This window comes from Thermobacillus xylanilyticus (assembly GCF_907165215.1).
GTDB classification, from domain to species: Bacteria; Bacillota; Bacilli; order Paenibacillales; family Paenibacillaceae; genus Thermobacillus; species Thermobacillus xylanilyticus.
This window is the reverse complement of record NZ_CAJRAY010000097.1, coordinates 1-17472: the sequence shown is the minus strand read 5'-3', so window position 1 is coordinate 17472 and position 17472 is coordinate 1. Positions and strand designations below refer to the sequence as shown.

Annotated in this window: 16 protein-coding genes; 7 read left to right on the top strand and 9 right to left on the bottom strand. The window is 62.3% G+C overall.

The genetic code is table 11. From position 1 onward, the window contains the following. Positions 1 to 40: 40 nt before the first annotated feature. Positions 41 to 715 (top strand): polysaccharide deacetylase family protein, encoded by a 675-nt coding sequence (locus KJQ12_RS18080; protein WP_244860680.1) that lies wholly within the window; start codon positions 41 to 43, stop codon positions 713 to 715. Here the strand turns inward: KJQ12_RS18080 and KJQ12_RS18075 are convergent. Continuing rightward, complete coding sequence (locus KJQ12_RS18075) at positions 703 to 1401, bottom strand: 3D domain-containing protein (protein ID WP_213486664.1); 699 nt, start codon at positions 1399 to 1401, stop codon at positions 703 to 705. The two genes, KJQ12_RS18080 and KJQ12_RS18075, sit on opposite strands and share 13 nt — an antisense overlap. 158 nt (positions 1402 to 1559) lie before the next feature. After that, complete coding sequence (locus KJQ12_RS18070) at positions 1560 to 2456, bottom strand: aldo/keto reductase (RefSeq protein WP_213486662.1); 897 nt, start codon at positions 2454 to 2456, stop codon at positions 1560 to 1562. 225 nt (positions 2457 to 2681) lie between these two features. On the opposite strand from KJQ12_RS18070, the gene KJQ12_RS19725 reads away from it, so the two are divergent. The 3 genes from KJQ12_RS19725 (at position 2682) to KJQ12_RS18055 (ending at position 4650) form a co-directional block, all read left to right on the top strand. Continuing rightward, entirely contained in the window at positions 2682 to 3710 is a 1029-nt protein-coding gene (locus KJQ12_RS19725; RefSeq protein WP_244860679.1) for a M23 family metallopeptidase, read from the top strand. Further along, positions 3710 to 4201 (top strand): bactofilin family protein, encoded by a 492-nt coding sequence (locus KJQ12_RS18060; protein WP_015253785.1) that lies wholly within the window; start codon positions 3710 to 3712, stop codon positions 4199 to 4201. The genes KJQ12_RS19725 and KJQ12_RS18060 overlap by 1 nt, the downstream gene beginning before the upstream one ends. 107 nt (positions 4202 to 4308) lie before the next feature. Next, entirely contained in the window at positions 4309 to 4650 is a 342-nt protein-coding gene (locus tag KJQ12_RS18055; RefSeq protein ID WP_213486812.1) for a hypothetical protein, read from the top strand. 78 nt (positions 4651 to 4728) lie between these two features. On the opposite strand, the gene KJQ12_RS18050 is transcribed toward KJQ12_RS18055, so the two are convergent. Both KJQ12_RS18050 and KJQ12_RS18045 read right to left on the bottom strand, forming a co-directional pair. Then, positions 4729 to 5292 carry a ribonuclease H-like YkuK family protein gene (locus tag KJQ12_RS18050; protein WP_015253783.1) on the bottom strand — a complete coding sequence of 188 codons (564 nt, stop codon included), beginning with the start codon at positions 5290 to 5292 and terminating at the stop codon, positions 4729 to 4731. Positions 5293 to 5449: 157 nt separating this feature from the next. Further along, positions 5450 to 5605 carry a hypothetical protein gene (locus tag KJQ12_RS18045; RefSeq protein WP_157373517.1) on the bottom strand — a complete coding sequence of 52 codons (156 nt, stop codon included), beginning with the start codon at positions 5603 to 5605 and terminating at the stop codon, positions 5450 to 5452. 246 nt (positions 5606 to 5851) lie between these two features. Between KJQ12_RS18045 and KJQ12_RS18040 the strand changes: the two genes are divergently transcribed. Next, positions 5852 to 8305, top strand: coding sequence for a beta-propeller domain-containing protein (locus tag KJQ12_RS18040; protein ID WP_213486660.1), 2454 nt, complete (start codon positions 5852 to 5854; stop codon positions 8303 to 8305). 75 nt (positions 8306 to 8380) lie between these two features. On the opposite strand, the gene fliB is transcribed toward KJQ12_RS18040, so the two are convergent. The 5 genes from fliB to htpG all read right to left on the bottom strand — a co-directional run bounded on the left by fliB (position 8381) and on the right by htpG (position 15241). Then, a complete protein-coding gene (gene fliB, locus KJQ12_RS18035) occupies positions 8381 to 9607 on the bottom strand; it encodes a flagellin lysine-N-methylase (protein ID WP_213486658.1) in 1227 nt (408 codons plus the stop codon). Further along, on the bottom strand, positions 9604 to 10824 hold the full coding sequence (locus KJQ12_RS18030) for an N-acetylmuramoyl-L-alanine amidase family protein (RefSeq protein ID WP_213486656.1): 1221 nt from the start codon (positions 10822 to 10824) through the stop codon (positions 9604 to 9606). The genes fliB and KJQ12_RS18030 overlap by 4 nt, the downstream gene beginning before the upstream one ends. Positions 10825 to 10975: 151 nt before the next feature. Continuing rightward, entirely contained in the window at positions 10976 to 12106 is a 1131-nt protein-coding gene (locus KJQ12_RS18025) for an MFS transporter (RefSeq protein ID WP_213486653.1), read from the bottom strand. A 175-nt stretch (positions 12107 to 12281) separates the two neighbouring features. Continuing rightward, positions 12282 to 13247, bottom strand: coding sequence for a glycoside hydrolase family 113 (locus KJQ12_RS18020; RefSeq protein ID WP_213486650.1), 966 nt, complete (start codon positions 13245 to 13247; stop codon positions 12282 to 12284). Positions 13248 to 13357: 110 nt separating this feature from the next. Further along, complete coding sequence (gene htpG, locus KJQ12_RS18015) at positions 13358 to 15241, bottom strand: molecular chaperone HtpG (protein WP_213486648.1); 1884 nt, start codon at positions 15239 to 15241, stop codon at positions 13358 to 13360. 275 nt (positions 15242 to 15516) lie between these two features. Between htpG and KJQ12_RS18010 the strand changes: the two genes are divergently transcribed. Both KJQ12_RS18010 and KJQ12_RS18005 read left to right on the top strand, forming a co-directional pair. Beyond that, positions 15517 to 16257, top strand: a complete 741-nt coding sequence (locus KJQ12_RS18010) for a type II toxin-antitoxin system prevent-host-death family antitoxin (protein ID WP_213486645.1) — start codon at positions 15517 to 15519, stop codon at positions 16255 to 16257. Between the two features lie 193 nt (positions 16258 to 16450). Next, a partial coding sequence (locus KJQ12_RS18005) for an NAD(P)H-hydrate epimerase (RefSeq protein ID WP_213486643.1) occupies positions 16451 to 17472 on the top strand: 1022 nt, incomplete at its 3' end.

Here is a 17472-nt window from a genome sequence, read left to right as displayed (position 1 = left end):
TTCGGAAAAGCCCGGGCGGAAAGTCCGGAAAAAACGTCGCATGAAGAAAGCGCGCTATTCCTGGGCCGCGCTCGAACAGCGGCATCCGGGCGCGTTCGTCACCCATGGACCGGTTCATGCCAAAGCCGCCGCGCTGACGTTCGATGATGCGCCCGATCCCCGATTCACGCCGCAAATTCTCGATATTCTCGCCCGGCACCGCGTCCGGGCGACATTCTTTATCGTCGGCAGCCGCGCCCGGGCGCATCCGGAGCTTGTCCGGCGGATCGTGCGGGAAGGCCACCTCATCGGCAACCATTCCGATACGCACGCGCTGCTGACGAACAAGACGGCGGCCGGGTTCGAACGGGAGATCCGGCGCACCGACCAGACGCTGCTTGCGATCACCGGCAGGAAGCCGCGCTTCATCCGGCCGCCGTACGGCGAAATCTCGCCGAAGCAGACGGACTGGACGGCGCGGCGCGGATATATCGTGGTGAACTGGAATGTGGACGCCGTCGACTGGCGCAATACCCCCAGCCGGACGATCCTCGCGATCGTCCGGAAGCAGCTTCGTCCCGGCGCCATCATTCTGCTGCATGCCGGCGGCGGCCGCGGTCAGGATCTGTCGGGCACGATCAACGCGCTGCCGCGGCTGATCGCCATGCTGAAAAAGCAAGGCTACCGGCTGAACACGCTCGACGAGTTGCTCGGCCAGCGCGGCTACAGAACGTAAACCGTAATATACTGGACGCCGAACTTCATCGCCTTCGCGCGGCTGTCCGGCACGAAGATGTCGACTCGGTTCCCCTTGATCGCGCCGCCGGTATCCCTGGCGATCGCATACATGCCGCCCTGCGGCAATCCGTCATAGTCATAGCCGGTAATGTACAGCTTCGATCCGAGCGGAATGACATCGGGATCGACGGCGACCGTGCCGAGGCTCAGCGGATTGCCGAAGTAATCCACCGCTCCCCACTTGCCGTTCTCCTCGGCCGATGCCGTATAGGCCGTCGCTTTCACCTGGATCGCTTTCCGGTATGTCTTCGGCGTCTCTCCGGCTTTGCCTGCGGCGAAGGTGGAGACCGCCGCGGAAGCGGAACCGGTTGCGGCGGACCTTGCAACCGCGTTTGTTCCGGAAGACGCCGCCGCTGCCGCACCGGAGACCGCGCTCTTGTTCCCGGCATCCGGGATGATCAATTTCAATCCCTTGTAGATGTTCAGCGGGTCGATGTCCTTGTTTGCCGCCATGAGCTTGTCCAGCGGCACGCCGAACTTCCCCGAAAGTTTCCAGAACGTGTCGTCGTCGCCCGCCGTGTAGACGGTCGCGGCGTCCGCGGCGCCCGGCGCGCCGGCCAGCAGCACACCGGCAGCGAGCAGCGCGGCCGAACCGCGGCGAATTTCCCGAAATTTCCTCTGCATCGCAATTCCTCCTCGAACACGAGGTTAGCACGGCGGCAAATGGCAATGTAAGCGGAAAGTCCTTCCACATTCGCGCCAACCCGCATCGGGAAGCGATTATGAGAATTCTTTCAGGATCCGTCTATACGTGAAAAGCCGGGCACGCCCGGCTTTTTCGCTTACTCCAATCCGATCCAGTCCTTGCCCGCGCGCTCCCGCCAGACGCGCCGGATCGCTTCGACCTGCTCGGCGGGCAGCGGTCCCTTCTCGAGCAGCTTCGCGTTCTGCGCCCAACGGTCCGGGTTCGACGTGCCGACGATCGCCGTATGCACGCCCGGAATCGACAGCGCGAACCGGAGCGCGATCCCGACCGATTCGTCGAAATCGCCTTTCAGAAAATCATAGTCCAGCACCTGAAGCCGCTCCCAATAAGGCACCGCATACGGGTCCTCCGGCCGCTGGCCCGTCCGCCAGGCGACATTCGCAACCGGCCGCTTCACGATCACGCCCATCCCCCGCTTCTGCGCTTCGGGAAGCGTCAGGTCGATGGCTTCCTGGTCCGCGATGTTCACCGATGTCATGAGCGAATCGAACACGCCGGTCTGCACGGCGTAAAGCGCCGCGTCGGAGTCGCCGCTGTATCCGATGTAGCGGGTTTTTCCCTTTTCCTTGGCCCGCCGGAGCACTTCGATGACGTCGCCTTGCTTCAGCACTTCGAGACTGCAGCTGTGCAGATGAATCAGATCGACATAGTCGGTCTTGAGCCGCTTCAGGCTGCGGTCAATGCTTGCCTCAAGCACCTCCGGCTGCCAATGCTCGCCCGGCAGGCCGGCGGTATGGCCGCATTTCGTGAACAGGTAGTAGTCGCTCCGGCGGTGCGAGACGGCCTGTCCGATCAATTCCTCGCTCGTCTTGTAGCATTCGGCCGTATCGATGACGTTGAGGCCCGCATCCAGCGCGCTTCCGAGTAGTCGTTCAACCTCGGACACCGAAGCGCCCCTGAATCCGATCTCCGCACCTCCGAACCCCAGTACGCTGACCGTCATATCGGTATTGCCGTAGCGGCGCATTTCCATGCGTCAGTCCCTCCTTGCCGCAGCATGAGTTTACCCCGCCCATTATACCGCATTTCGACGCGGGGCATATAGGACGGCTTTGACCAAAAACAGGACACGCTTGAGCAAAATTCGGGAAGAAAAAACAGCATGGCGCATCTTAGGACTATTTTCCTGCAAAAGAAGGAATCTCCGCGCCGGTGTCGAATGCTAACATTCTGTCTGAGCCATTGTCGGAGGTGAATCATGAGACTGCTGCCTGGATGGTTTCGCAGACGATACACCCTGCTCATCATCCCCGAAGATTCCGACGCCAGCAGCAGAGTGCGTCTGACGATTGTGCCATTCCTGCTTGCCGGAGCCGTTTTCGGCTTGCTGGTTGCAAGCGCCATCATTTTGCTGGCACTGCGTTCGGCAGATGCGCTCCGCATTCAGGCGCTGCATAAAGAACTGGCGGAAGCCGCTGACGCATATGAAGCATCGCTCGCAGACCGCGAACAGTCGATCGCCCTGCTCAAGTCCGAAGTGCTTCGGCTGACCGAGGAAGCCGGCGCCGTAAGGCAGAAGCTCGAAGAACTCGACAAGCTGGAAGCGGAGATTGAGGCCATCGTGGAGATCGCGCTGCCGGGCGAGACGAACGGCCTTGCTTCTACATCCGCCGGCAGGAAAACGGCCGTCACGCCGCTCTCTTATGACGTCGGTGTGGGCGGCGAGAACCATCCCGTCGACGAGGACGGCCTGACGGAAACCGAAGGCTACGGAAGCGTCAGCCTGATGACTTCATTGAAAGATGAAGCGGAGCTGCTGCGCGCCCGCCTGGCCGCGAAGAAGGAAGAGGCGGACCGCGTGCTGGACAAGCTGCGGATGCTGCCGATCGCATGGCCGACGGACAGTACCCGCCTCACGTCCGAATTCGGTCTTCGGTCCGATCCGTTCACGCGGCGGCTTGCACAGCACAGCGGCATCGATCTTGGCGGAAATTCCGGCGAACCGGTCTACGCCGCCGGCGGAGGCACCGTAATTGAATCGGACTATAACCGATCGCGCGGCCATTATATCATCATCGAGCATGAATCGGGTTATAAGAGCGTTTATATGCATTTGCGCAAACGGCTGGCCAGCGCCGGCCAGAAGGTCGAACAGGGCGAGAAAATCGGCCTGCTCGGCTCGTCCGGACGGAGCACCGGTCCGCATCTGCATTTCGAAATCTGGAAAGACGGCCAGGCCGTCGATCCGCTGCCTTACCTGCAGCTGTTCAAGGAGGAGAAGTCGTAATGTTCAAACCAGGCAAGTCCAGGTCCGATGCCGCCGCGACGGACACCTATATCGGGCCGGGCAGCGCGTTCGAAGGCCGGCTTGAGTCGGACGGCAGCATTCGCATCGAAGGCCGCGTGACCGGCAGCGTGAACAGCAAAGGCGATGTCTCGATCGGCGACACGGGCGTCGTCGAAGCGGACATCACGGCGCGCAACATCGTCATTGCCGGAACCGTGAAGGGAAACGTGCAAGCCACCGAGAAACTGACGATCAAGCCGAAAGGCACGCTGACCGGCGATATTCTGACCGCCCTGCTCGAGATCAACGAAGGCGCCCGTTACGAGGGCACCAGCCGGATGATGCCCGCTGCCGGCGCGGCATCCGAGCAAGGCCGGGACGAGCAAGGCCGCAACGGAGAGAAAAAATCCGCCCAGAAGCCGGACGGAGAGAAGCGGCAGGAACAAGCCCGCGCGCAGGAGCAGCAGCGCCAGGAGAAGCGCACCGGCTGATGAAATCCTTTCCGGCCGCATAACGCCATGATTTCCGGTCGATACTAATCGGGTCTCTGCTTTCCCGGAGACAGCTCGATTGCATCGCAACCGGAGGCGATGGCCCTATGCGGCGATCGGAGGACAGGCACGCGCCTGATCCGGAACGGAAGCTGCTCAGCATGTTCCCTGAAGCCGAAGTGTTCGACATTCTCGACGCGTTCGGCGATCCGGACGGCGAGTTCGCGGAGGAACCGGGGGAAGCCCGGCGAATTTCCTCATCCCGCGGCCGATCGAAGCCGGAGACGGATGCCGTCACGAATGACGGTCCGTTCCCCGACGTGCCGGACGCCGACGCCGTCGCGGCCGGCAGCCCGGTCGATCCGGTCTCTCCGCCCGACGAGTTTCACGGCACCGATCTGCTGAACGGCGCCGTTCGGACAGCGGACGAAACAAGTCAGGACCGGTAGCGCCCGCAGGCGCATCCGGTCCTGAGTTGTTCATGGCGGGACCAAGCCGCCGCCGCGGCTTCCCGCACGGCCCGCTCGTCACACGCTCTTCTTCGTGTAGCGGTTCGCATACGACGATGCCGCGTAGGATTCGGGCTTCACCCGCGCCGCATAGACACCCATCGCTTCGACGCGGTCAATCATTTCCTTCACATAGCGCGAAGTCTTGTTGAGCGTCGGGTGCGTCCCGGCGTCGATGTCGATGAAATGCTCAAGCGCGGCTCCCTTGTAGATGTAGGGGAGCACGATTTCCTCCATTTTCCGCAGCGCATCCCCCATGAAATAACTTGCCACTTCCTGCGACAGCGTCGTCTCGTAAGAGAGCTTCTCCTTCAGCGAACGCAGTTCGCGCGGCACGATCGTCTGGCGATAGCATGCCCACGCCCCGCGACCGACCCGGCGAATGATGATGCCGGTTACGAACTTCGTGCTTCCGCGGTAAACCTGGCTGTCCGTGCCGACGATGAAATGATACACCGCCTTCGGATCTTTCGCCATGAAGGACAGAATGCGCGCCTGCACGTCGTCGAGGGACAAGCCGCACTCGGAAACGTTCTGGAACACAAGCTCATCTTGCAGCGGCTTGCGCGGTACTCGTGTCATCGGACTACCACCGCCTTGTGAGTCTCGGGAACGCTGGTGCGGAGAAGCTGCGAATATTATTGGATATGGCGGGATTCGTACGTCCCGTCTTCTTCAGTATAACCGATTTTGGCGCATGCTGCCTTCCATGATCCGCCGTTTGAACGGCGCCGCAGCATCAGGATCGGCCCGGCAGCCTGCGTTCGGCGAAGGCCGGACGGGGATGCCGGATCAGTCGCTTGAGGGAACGGAGAAGCCGCCTGCGCCTGCTGGAACGTGACGATGTGTACGGCCGGTCCTGCGGCTTCGCGGCGTAGGTTACGTTCGCATTCAAGCCCCTGCACCTCCTTCGATCCTGCGCTTTGTCTTTTATTATCCGTCAGAATCGCCGGTGGAACAAGACTTATTGCAAACGGAGATCTGCGATTAAAGGCCGTTTTCCCTTCATTCCGGCGTCCTGTGCGGACCGATGCTGCCAAATTTCTGCAACATTTCCGGTTTTGCTTGCGTCCGTATAGACAAACAACACTTGCCGCAACGGGGAGTCATTTCGTATTCGGGAAGGATGGGTGAACGGCAAATGAACAGAAGACGCAACGTTCTTCCGGCGATAGTGGCAGCGCTTGCACTGACCTTGACCGCGGTGCCGCATGCCATCGGCCAACCGGCCGATCCGCCGGATCGGCCCGCGCTCCGCGTCATGGCGGGCGGCGTGCCGCTCAAACTCGACCCCGCGCCGGTCTTCTCGGACGGCATTCTCCTGGCACCGGTCGGGCCGGTCGCGGAACTGCTGGGCGCGGACGTCGACGTCCGGATGGAGCTGAACGGAAAGCGCAGCATCATGCTCGTCAAAGGCGACCGGACGGCGGAACTGACGATCGGATCGAAGATCATGATCGTGAACGGCGTCGAAACGGAACTGCCCGCGGCGCCGGCATGGCGCAGCGGCACCGCGATGGCGCCGCTGCGCGCCGTCGCCGAAGCGTTCGGCGAATCCGTCGTCTGGGAAGCCGGCTCGAATACCGCGCACATCGGGCGCACACCCGAGCTGCCGGTCGTCGGTTCGCTGGAGAAGCTGCGCGAACTGCTGGCGGAGGCCGGGACGTCGATTATCCGGTTTCCCACGGCGATGGCCGTGCTCGGGGATGCAAGAATCGCGGCCGTAGTCGATCAAAAAGGCTCCGCCGATGCCTCAAGCGGCGCATCCCCGTCCGCGGGTGCCGGCTATGCGGGTGCCGACTATTCGAAGACGAATGTGCAGGTTGAAGGCGTCGATGAGGCGGATTGGGCGAAAACGGACGGCCGGTTCATCTATCAGCTCAGCGGGGGCCGCGTCCTGATCGCCGATATCCGGAATCCCGAATTGCCGCGGCTGGCCGCCGTACTGGACTACGCCGACGACAAGCACCGGTTCCGTCCGCAGGAGCTGTATGTCTCCGGCGGCAGGCTGGTCGTCATCGGAACGGCGTACCGGCAGAACGAGGCGCAGTCGGACCCGGCCTACGAAACGCAGCGGGATCTCGACGCGAAATCCAAGGAGATCATGATCTGGCCGCCGATTCAGGATCTGTCGTTCACCGCGGCCAGGGTCTATGAGCTGGATGGCAGCGGCGCGCCCCTCCTGGTGCGTGAACTGGAAATCGAGGGCCGCTATGTCACCTCCCGCATGGTCGGCAGCGCATTATATCTGGTGGCGAACAAGTACAACCCTGTCTATCCGCTTCTTGATCCCGAGACGGAACTGCGGCCGCAGGACTTCGAACCGGTATGGCGGGACACCGCCGGTTCGGATGAACCGAAGAGCATTCCGCTGAACCGGATTCACTATTTCCCGGACTCGCCGGAGAGCGGCACGCTGCTCATCGGCGCGGTCGATCTGGACGATTCCGGCGCGCCCATGCAGGTATCGGCCTATCTCGGTTCCGCCGGCACGGTCTACGCATCGGCGGAGAATCTGTACATTGCGGTTGCGAAGCACGACTGGCCGACGGATAGCTCCGGCGCCCCGAACCGGTCCGTTCAGCCGAAACTGCAGACGGATCTGTACAAATTCCGGCTGGACGGCGGCTCCGCAATCTATGCCGGCCAGGGCAGCGTGCCCGGTCATGTGCTGAACCAGTTCTCCATGGACGAATACGGCGGCCATTTCCGGATCGCGACGACTTCGGGCCATATGTGGGCGGAAGGCGATAATATTTCGAAGAACAATCTGTATGTGCTCGACGAATGGCTGAGGACGGTCGGCCGCCTCGAGGATCTCGCGCCGGGCGAACGCATCTATTCCGTGCGCTTCATGGGCAGCCGCGCATACATGGTCACGTTCCGCAACGTCGACCCGCTGTTCGCGATCGATCTGTCCGATCCGAAGCAGCCGGCTGTGCTCGGCCAGTTGAAAATCCCGGGCTACAGCGACTATCTCCACCCCTATGACGAAAACCATCTGATCGGGTTCGGCAAGGAGACGATCGAGATTGCGCCGCGCGACGGCCGCGGCGAACCGACCGCCTACTATCTCGGGATGAAGCTGTCGCTGTTCGATGTGACCGACGTGTCGAAGCCGATCGAGAAGTTCAAGGAAGTGATCGGCGACCGCGGCACCCACTCGGAGGTGCTGCAAGACCACAAAGCGCTGCTGTTCGACCGCGAAAGAGGGCTGATGGCGTTCCCGGTCGATCTGGCGGAGGTGAAAGAGGGGGCGCAGCGGGACGGCTACGACATCCCGCCGCACGGCGAATTCACCTGGCAGGGCGCCTATGTCTATCAGATCGATCCGGAGAACGGGTTCAGGCTCAAGGGACGGATCACGCATCTGTCCGAACAAGATCTGCTGAAATCCGGGCAATACGGATACGACTATACGAAAGCGGTGCGGCGGATTCTGTACGCCGGCGATACGCTGTACACCCTGTCCGATGCGATGCTGAAAGCAAGCGCGACGGATACGCTGGCCGAACGCGGTACGCTCCGCTATCCCGAGCCGAAACCGCCCGAAGCCATCGCCTACCCGGCTGATCCGATCCGCATCATGCGCTGAAATCCCCGCAACATGACAGCAGGGCTGCAATCCGGATGCGCGGCCATCGCGGCATTCGGAACGCAGCCCTGTTCGTCAGTTCGTAATCAGCAGCACAATGTCCTCGAACGAATCGCGGCCCTCGGCCGCCAGCTCGAGCAGGAAATCGACGCGGTAGCTGGAGACGAATTCATAGTTCTTCGTGTAGCATTGGACCAGTTCGACGGCCGTCTCCGGCGTCAGCTCCCCGCGATGCGCGGCGATGCCGGTCAGATGCAGCTTGATCATCGCGAAATCGACGGCAAGCGTCCGGTACAGCGTGCCGATGCGCTGACCGCTCCTCAGACCCGGCAGAAACGTGCCGTACACCTGATTGACCGCATAATTCTCGAAGAAATGGCCGTAGCGCGCGATGAACGGCGCCACATGCGCGGCGAACGTCTCCTCGTAATGACGGACGACCTGATCCGCGGCTTCGCTGCGCTGCGTCATGCCGCGCACATACTCGGCGACGCACCGTTCGTAGCGGCGGTTCCAGATCGTCCCTTCCAGCCGGCGCATCAGATAGCCGTTCAACATCCGGATCTGGAACGCCGTGTCGCGCGGGAAGGCGGCGTACTCACGCAGATCCGGGTTGTCGGCGAGCCCGCCCGCCGCCTCGGCTTCGAAATCGGCAAGGAACGCCGGAATCGCCTCCGGATCGCCGACCGCGGCGAGGCGATCCAGCTCCTCGCACATGAGGCCGAGCAGGATGAGCCGATGCGGGAAGGCGTAGCGCCGCATTTTCAGCATGCGGATGATCGCGCCGCGGATCACCGCCGCATGCGGCATATGCCGCGCCGTGGACGGCGGACGGTTCACGCTCAGGTTCGGCGTGTGCACGTCGTCCGAGGTGACGAATTCGCAGGCGTCTTCATGGAGCAGCGCAAGCCGGGCCGCTTCCGGGCAGGAGAGCGCCGCCGAAATTTCGAGCGTGCCGCCTTCGGCGTTCACCTTGCGCGGATAAGTGGCGCAGGTCGCGCTGAGCATCGCTTCGCCGTGCTTCGCCTGGATCGTGCACAGTCCGTCGTCCCCGAGCATGGCGCAATGGCCGGTTGCGGGATTCAGCTCGAACGACGCGTAATCGCGGTCGGTGCCTTCCGTCTTCAAATTGAGCTTCGACAGAATGCGCCGGCGCTCATGCTCGTCCTCGATGGCCCGATACCGGTCATACGCCCGCCGGTCGACACTGATGCCCCACCACGCGCAGCATGTGTCTTCGCAGGCCGGCCCGATGCACCGGAACCGCTCCATGTAGCGCGGCATTTCATACCGTGTCTTCATGACCTCTCCTCTTGCGATGCGAAGTAATCCTCCAGCCCCTGCGCAATCGCCCGCGCCGCCGCGAGCTGGTAGCTTTCCGTCCGCGCCAGCCCTTCGTCCCGCTCATTCGTCAGAAAACCGAGCTCGAGAAGCACGGCCGGCAGGCTGTTCTCGCGCACGACATGGAAATTGCCGAACGAGATGCCGTTGCTGTCGAGACCGAGCCCGCCTTCGGCCAGCCGATGCTCGATCGCGGCGGCCAGCGGCTTGTCCTTCCCGGCGCTGTAGTAGAATGTCAGAATGCCCGAAGCCTTCGTCTCGGCCGAGTTGTAGTGGATGCTGACGAACGCATCGCCGCCGGACCGTGCGGCGATCTCGACCCGCTCCTGCAGGGACGGCTTCTCTTCGTCCGCCGCCCGCGTCATGACGACAACGGCGCCGCGAAGCTCCAGCTCCCGCTTCAGCAGAAGCGCGGTGGACAGGTTCAGCGTCTTCTCGTATGTACCGTAGGTGGTGCCGATCGTGCCGGAATCGTTCCCCCCGTGTCCGGGATCGACGACGATGACCCGTCCCCGCAGCGCATCGCCGGCCGGCTCACCGTCCGTCCGAAATCCGATGTAGGCGGCCGCGATCCAGCCGGCCAGTCCGCTCTCCGTCTCGATGCGGTACCACTCGCCTTCGCTCGCGATCACCGACACCCGGTCGCCCCGGTTCAGATGGCCTTCGATCTCGTAGTCGGTCCCCGGCCCCGTCCGGACCCGCACGGCATCGCCCAGCACATGGCCGGTGCGCACGGCGTTATCCGCCGTCTCGGTCTCCACCGGCTTCCGGGACGCTGTGCCGCGGATGCCCCGGCCGATCGCCTTCGGATTGGACGGGGGCGGCGCGGCGTCCGTCAACCCGTCCTCATCCGGCCCGGTGACGGTGCCGTCATCCGCCGGCTGCAGATAGTCCGAATGCGCCCATCCGGTCAGTTCGCCCGCCCGGACCCGGAACCATTCGCCCGATTCTTCAAGCTTCTCCACCACCGCGCCCTGCTTGAGCTTGCCGATCACCGGCGCGGTGAGCGACGGCTCGCCGCGCACGTTGAGAATATCCGCCGTCACCGTGTAACGGGATACCGCCGCGGACGCGGAGTTTGCCGATGCCGGAGATTCCGCGCCAGGCGCCGCATCCGCCGGCAGCCCGAGAACGGCTGCAAGGCAGCAGGCCGCCGCAACAAGAAACACTCTGATCATGGACACCCCGCCATCAGTCGACAAAATGATAGCTCTATTATAGCAGTCCGCCTCCAAATTCCGCCATCATTCCGATAGAAATAGAATAAAAGTCGGCGGCCGCGGCCGGAGCGGGCGGTTTCCCGGCTGCCCCGGTTCCGACCGCTTCGGACTACAACCGCCGATTGTAGAGATAGGTGCCGACCAGCGCGGCCGCTCCGATCAGCGCCAGCGCGCCGCCGATGGCGTATGCGTGGCCCGCGCCGAACAGCTGGATGGCGTAGCCGCCGGCGGCGTTGCCGACAAGGCCGCCCAGACCGGCGAAGGTGACCGCGAACGCCGACTGTCCGGTCGCCCGCAGCTCGGCGGGCACAATCGTCATCATATAATGAATGGTCGCCAGGAAGAACAGCGGGAACGTCGCGCCGTGCAGCACCTGGGCGGCGATCAGGACGGCCGCGCTGTCCGTCGCGCTGTAGATGAACCAGCGGATTGAATAGACGACCGCCGCGATGGTCATGATGCCGATGGCGTTCCATCTGCGGAACAGCCGGCCCGCGAACATCATGGCCGGTATGGTGCTCATCGTGCCGAAGAACCACGCGATGCCGATGATCGATTCCGGCGCCTCAAGCTCCTTCAGGTAAAGCGACAGCATGGAATCGTTCATCCTGTGCGGAATGCCGACGATGAGCACGATGAGCAGCAGCCACAACAGACGCCGCTGCATGAACAGCTTGCCAAGCGCCTTCAGATCGACCGGTGCCGGCGTCACCTTCGATTCGCGAAGTTGCAGCGCCGCCATGACGGCAATGGCACCGCACGACAGAAAAATGATCCACAGCTTGTCGATGCCGACCGCTTTGACGAGATACCCGACCGAAAGCGCCGATACGCCGACGCCGATTTCGCCCCAGACGCGCATGCGCCCGAACTCCCGGCGATGTTCCTGCGCGTAGGAGAGGCTGAGCGCTTCGGCGAGCGGCCCGATCGGGCTGCTGAAGAACATGTAGCACGCGTACATCACGATGATGAGCAGCAGATGCTCCATGGCGAACAGACCGGTGCTGGCGATCAGACAACTGATGAGCAGCAGGAACAGGATGCGTTTGACCGTTTTCTTTTTGTCGCTGATATATCCCCAGAAAGGCTGCGAGACGATCGAGACCAGGGCGCCGACGGCCATGATCGTGCCGATCTGGCCCGCTTCGAACCCCTTGTGCAAAAGATAAGGCGTCAGATAGAAGCTGACGACGCCGAACATGCCGAATACGATAAACATGAATAGCGAAATGCGAAACATGTCCAAAAGGCCTCCCGAAAGCTGACGAACCTTGACGCACACAAGCTCTATCGTATCACAGCCGGATTGATCGAAATAGTCAGCCATTTGATATTTCGGCTGAAAAACGCAAAGAAAAAAACGGGAGAATCGTCTCCCGTCTGCAGCGCATCGGCCGCTTCACCCGGCGGTCGGGTCAACGCGACTTGTACCACTCCGCAAGCACCTGACCCGCCCGCTTGCCGTAGATGTCGAACCCGACATTGCGCTTCGCTTCGTGGGTCGGATACAGGCGCACGCTCCAGTCCCACCAGAAAAATCCGGAGAACCACGGCTGATCGCTGAACACCTTGAGCGCCGAGCTGTAAAAATTCGCCTGCTCGTCCTCGTCGAACGGCAAATCCCGGTGCATGAAATCCCAGGGCATCGCCGAGCAGCCGCGCGCGCTCCGGCAGCCGATCTCGACGAACACGACGGGCTTGCCGAACTTCCGGTGCAGCCGCTCCATCTTGTCGCGCACCGGCAGCCACTTCCCGATCATGTCCGCTTCCGTTGCGCCCGGACCGCCGACCGGGTAGTAGGCGCTCGTGCCGATCAGGTCGACCTGGTCAAACCACTCGACGCCTTCTTCCTTGCCGTGATTCGCGTTATAGATGAGGGGCCCGCTGTACACTTCGCGCACGCGGGCGATCGTCTTCATCCATCGCTCCGTCTGCGGCTCGGTGCCGATCATCTCGCAGCCGACGCAGAACACGTCGCAGCCGAGCTCTTCCGCGAGTTCCGCATAGTGAACCAGAAAATTCGTGTAGGATTCGAACCATCGGTCCCAATACACGGCCGCTTCCGGCGTGTGCGGAAACCCGATATGCGCGCGCCAGATGCGGTCCCTCGAGTTGACGACCGGTTTCAGCAGCACCTTCAGGCCGAGCTTCTTCGCCTCGCCCACGGCGTGCGCGATGTCGCGGTCGGTCACCGTGTAGCCGTAGTCGAACGTGATCTGCGTCGCATGCACATTCTCCTGCCAGGTCCAGAACGACAGCGCCACCCAGTCGCAGCCGTGTTCCTTCAGCTTCCGCAGCGAATCGGCCGCCTCTTCCGTCCGGTAATCGCCGCGCTTTCCTCCCCATCCCCAGGTCATGCCTTTCATGAACAACCGTTCCATCCGCCCGCTCCCCGCTAATGTCGTAATGCAACAAAGCTAATATATCACGGGCGCGGGCGTTCGGGAACATCATTTGCGTGCGCACGATGCGCAGCAGACCGCCATCCGCTTCACACCATCAGTTCGCAGATGTCGTTCGCGAAGGCGACCGGATCTTCAACCGGCAAGCCCTCAATCAGAAGCGCCTGGTTGTACAGCAGATTCGTGTAGCGCCGCAGCGAATCGCCGCCGGCGGCATGGGCGCGCTTCAGCGACTCGTACACGTTGTGGCCTGTGTTGATCTCGAGCACCTTGTCCGCCCGCACGTCCTTGCCGTGCGGCGTCTGGCGCAGCACCTTCTCCATCTCGATCGACAGCTCGCCTTCCGCGGTCAGGCAGACCGGATGGGACTTCAGCCGCTTCGACGCCCGGACGTCCTTCACCTTGTCGCCAAGCACTTCCTTCATCGCCTTGAACAGCTCCTGCTGCTCCTTCGCTTCCGCGTCGGACGGCTTGTCCTGTTCATCCGGCTCGATGCCGAGATCGCCGCCGGAGATGGAGCGGAACTCCTTGTCCTTGTATTTCTGAAGCACCTTGACCGCGAACTCGTCGATGTCTTCCGTCAGGTACAGCAGCTCGTATCCTTTGCCCAGCACGAGCTCGGCCTGCGGCAGCTTGTCGATCCGCTCGACCGATTCGCCCGTCGCATAGTAGATGTATTTCTGATCCTCGGGCATGCGCGACACATATTCATCCAGCGTGACGAGCTTCTTCTCCTTCGACGAGCGGAACATCAGCAGATCCTGCAGGTCTTCCCGGTTCGCGCCGAATTCGTTGTAGACGCCGAATTTGAGCTGGCGGCCGAACGCGGCGAAGAACTTCTCATATTTCTCCCGGTCGTCCTTCAGCAGAGACAGCAGATGGCTCTTGATCCGGTTCCGGATATTCTTCGCGATCTGCTTGAGCTGGCGGTCATGCTGGAGCATTTCCCTGGAAATGTTCAGCGACAGATCCTCGGACTCGACCATCCCCTTGACGAAGCTGAAATGGTCGGGCAGCAGATCCGGGCACTTGTTCATGATGAGCACGCCGCTCGAGTACAGCTCAAGGCCTTTCTCGTATTCCTTCGTATAATAGTCGAAGGGCGCCTGCTCCGGAATGAACAGAATCGCGTTGTAGACGACGGCGCCGTCCGCGCTGATGTGCAGATACGTGAGCGGTTTGTCGAAGCCGTAACGTTTCTCGTAATAGAAGTTCTCGTAGTCCTCGGCCTTGAGCTCGCTCTTGTTCCGGCGCCAGATCGGCACCATGCTGTTGATCGTCTCTTCGGTCTTGTATTCCTCGTATTCGTTCTCCGTGCCTTCCTTCTTCCGCGTGCGGGTGACGTCCATCTTGATCGGATAGCGGATGAAGTCGGAATACTTTTTGATGATTTGCCGCAGCCGGTACTCTTCAAGGAACTCGTCGTAGTTGTCCTCTTCGGTGTTCGCCTTGATTTTCAGGATGATGTCGGTGCCGACCGTGTCTTTCTCCCAGGGCTCGACCGTGAAGCCGTCCGCGCCGGACGATTCCCACTTGAACGCCTTGTGGCTGCCGAGCGCCCGGCTGATGACGGTCACCGTCTCCGCGACCATGAACGCGGAGTAGAAGCCGACGCCGAACTGGCCGATGATATTGTGGCCGTCCTTCGCCTCGAACTGCTGCTTGAACGCGAGCGAGCCGCTCTTCGCGATGACGCCGAGGTTGTTCACCAGCTCTTCCTCGGTCATGCCGATGCCCGTGTCGGAGATCGTCAGCGTCCGGTTCGCCTTGTCCGGCACGATTTTGATATAGTAGTCGTCCTTGTTGAACGTCAGGCTGTCATCCGTGAGCGCCTTGTAGTAGATCTTGTCGATTGCGTCGCTGGCGTTGGAGATCAGCTCCCGGAGGAAGATCTCCCGCTGCGTGTAGATCGCACCTATCATCAGCTCAAGCAGCCTTTTCGATTCGGCCTGAAACTCCTGTTTCACCGCCATGCGCATGGCCCCTTTCCGATCATGGTGTAAAAAAATGAAACAGCCTCCCGCAAGACTTCGGCGCCAGAGCCGAAACCATGGCGTGCCGTGCGGGAATGCCGTTTAATGCAAGGTGTTAGCACTCTGATCTCGAGAGTGCCAATTTCTATATATCATACTTGTTTTCGGAGTGTCAACGCGGGGTGACAAGAATGATCTTAGCTAATTCTATATTGATATTAGCTAATTTTCCGGGTATCATATAAAAAACATTGGCGATTCGGAGGGGTGTCGATATGCGGGTGCCTTCCACGGAACTGCAGAACAACTTCGGCCGCTATCTGAAATTTGCCGAGGCGGGCGAAGAAATCATCGTGACGAAGAACGGCCGGGACGCGGCCAGACTGGTGCGGATCGAGCCTTCCGACTCCGTCGTTCGCGAGCATGCGTATTCTTACCGCCCGAAGAGCGAATGGGTGACCTATGAGGAGTACTTGAATCTCGTCGAGCAATCGGAGCAGCGGTACGAACTGATCGACGGCGTGTTGTACAATCTGGCCTCGCCGTCGTATGCGCATCAGGAGGCGGTCAGCGAATTGCTTGCGAGGTTTCGCCAATGGTTCAAAGGCAAGCCCTGCGTCCCGCTGACCTCTCCGTTCGACGTCACCTTGAAGAAGGCGGAGGACAACATCTGCGTCGTGCAGCCCGATCTGCTGGTCATCTGCGACAGGGAGAACATTGACGAGCAGGGCAAGTACCACGGCGTGCCGGCGCTGGTCGTCGAAGTGCTGTCCACTTCGACGTCCGGCAAAGACCTCACCAAGAAGACGGAACTGTACATGGTGTGCGGCGTGAAAGAGTATTGGGTCGTCGATCCGAAGAGCCGGACCGTTACGGTCTATGTTTTCGGACAAGGCGACATCGCGGATTATGTGGTTTACAGCAAGGATGACGAGGTGCGGTCGGTGACCTTCGAAGGTTTGGGCGTGCCGCTTGCGGAGTTGTTTGAGTTGAAATCGGGGCAAAGGTCGCCCTGACGGTGCAAATCAGAACGCTCCGTTTCGTCAGAAATTCGATTGATGCCGCTCGCGGAGAAATAACGATATGCAGTTTCGTTGGAACTTTCACCGGTGGAGCATACATCGTCATCTTGCCATCCACCGGTTTTCTGCGATACAGTCAAGCTGACGAAGGTGGAAATGATCGCTGCTTGCGGAAAGGAGCATCCCGATGCATCTCGTCACGGCTGAAGAAATGCGCGCGCTCGATCGCTATGTCATCGAGCAGATCGGCTTGCCCGCGGCGGTGCTGATGGAGAACGCCGCCCGCGCGGTGGCGGAAGCGGCGATGGCGCTGGGAGCGGAATGGTACGGAGCTGCGGATGGCCGGGGCGGCCTGGCCGCGGGCGGCAGTGCGGCTGCGGGCGGAGCCGGGAGTGCTGCCGGTGGAAGCGGCGCGGGCGGAGGCAAGGTTGCCGGCAACGGTGGGGCGCCGCACGGCCGGCCGCTGCGATGGCTCGTGCTCGCTGGCAAGGGCAACAACGGCGGCGACGGCATCGCCGCGGCGCGCCATCTGCTCGAGATGGACGCGGAAGCGTCGATTCTGTACGCCGAGCCGCCCGAGCGGCTGACCGGCGACGCCGCCCTGCAGCGCGACGCGGCCGCGAGGCTCGGCATTCCGGCGTCCGTCTACGCGCCGGGCGCCGTCGATTGGGGCAGCTTCGACGGCGTCATCGACGCGCTGCTCGGGACGGGCTCGCGCGGCGCGCCGCGCGAGCCGTACGCGTCCTTGATACGCGAGGCGAACGCGAGCCGGCTGCCGATCGTGGCGGCGGACATCCCGAGCGGGCTCGACGCCGACACCGGCGCCGTGCACGAGCCCTGCATCCGCGCCGCCCGCACGGTCGCGCTCGCGTTCATGAAGCGCGGGCTCGCGCTTTATCCGGGCGCGGAGTACGCAGGCGCCGTCACGGTGGCGCCGATCGGCATCCCCGCCCGGCTGGCGGACGCGCACGGCGTCCGCGTGTATCGCCTCGACGAGGCTGCCGTGCGCAGCCGGCTCGGCGTCGACCCGGCGCGGCCGAGGCGCGCGGACACGCACAAGGGCACCTACGGCCGCGTCCTCGTCGCGGCGGGATCGCCGCGCATGGCCGGGGCCGGCCTCTTGTGCGTGCGGGCCGCGCTGCGCGCGGGCTGCGGGCTCGCGGCGTGGGCGCTGCCCGCCGGGCTGGCGGCCGCGGTGACCGGCCGCGC

Excerpts from the sequence above, each read along its gene's own strand:
- KJQ12_RS18080 (WP_244860680.1), top strand. The coding sequence starts at position 41 with ATGAAGAAAGCGCGCTATTCCTGGGCCGCGCTCGAACAGCGGCATCCG.
- KJQ12_RS18075 (WP_213486664.1), bottom strand. The coding sequence starts at position 1,401 with ATGCAGAGGAAATTTCGGGAAATTCGCCGCGGTTCGGCCGCGCTGCTC.
- KJQ12_RS18070 (WP_213486662.1), bottom strand. The coding sequence starts at position 2,456 with ATGGAAATGCGCCGCTACGGCAATACCGATATGACGGTCAGCGTACTG.
- KJQ12_RS19725 (WP_244860679.1), top strand. The coding sequence starts at position 2,682 with ATGAGACTGCTGCCTGGATGGTTTCGCAGACGATACACCCTGCTCATC.
- KJQ12_RS18060 (WP_015253785.1), top strand. The coding sequence starts at position 3,710 with ATGTTCAAACCAGGCAAGTCCAGGTCCGATGCCGCCGCGACGGACACC.
- KJQ12_RS18055 (WP_213486812.1), top strand. The coding sequence starts at position 4,309 with ATGCGGCGATCGGAGGACAGGCACGCGCCTGATCCGGAACGGAAGCTG.
- KJQ12_RS18050 (WP_015253783.1), bottom strand. The coding sequence starts at position 5,292 with ATGACACGAGTACCGCGCAAGCCGCTGCAAGATGAGCTTGTGTTCCAG.
- KJQ12_RS18040 (WP_213486660.1), top strand. The coding sequence starts at position 5,852 with ATGAACAGAAGACGCAACGTTCTTCCGGCGATAGTGGCAGCGCTTGCA.
- fliB (WP_213486658.1), bottom strand. The coding sequence starts at position 9,607 with ATGAAGACACGGTATGAAATGCCGCGCTACATGGAGCGGTTCCGGTGC.
- KJQ12_RS18030 (WP_213486656.1), bottom strand. The coding sequence starts at position 10,824 with ATGATCAGAGTGTTTCTTGTTGCGGCGGCCTGCTGCCTTGCAGCCGTT.
- KJQ12_RS18025 (WP_213486653.1), bottom strand. The coding sequence starts at position 12,106 with ATGTTTCGCATTTCGCTATTCATGTTTATCGTATTCGGCATGTTCGGC.
- KJQ12_RS18020 (WP_213486650.1), bottom strand. The coding sequence starts at position 13,247 with ATGGAACGGTTGTTCATGAAAGGCATGACCTGGGGATGGGGAGGAAAG.
- htpG (WP_213486648.1), bottom strand. The coding sequence starts at position 15,241 with ATGGCGGTGAAACAGGAGTTTCAGGCCGAATCGAAAAGGCTGCTTGAG.
- KJQ12_RS18010 (WP_213486645.1), top strand. The coding sequence starts at position 15,517 with ATGCGGGTGCCTTCCACGGAACTGCAGAACAACTTCGGCCGCTATCTG.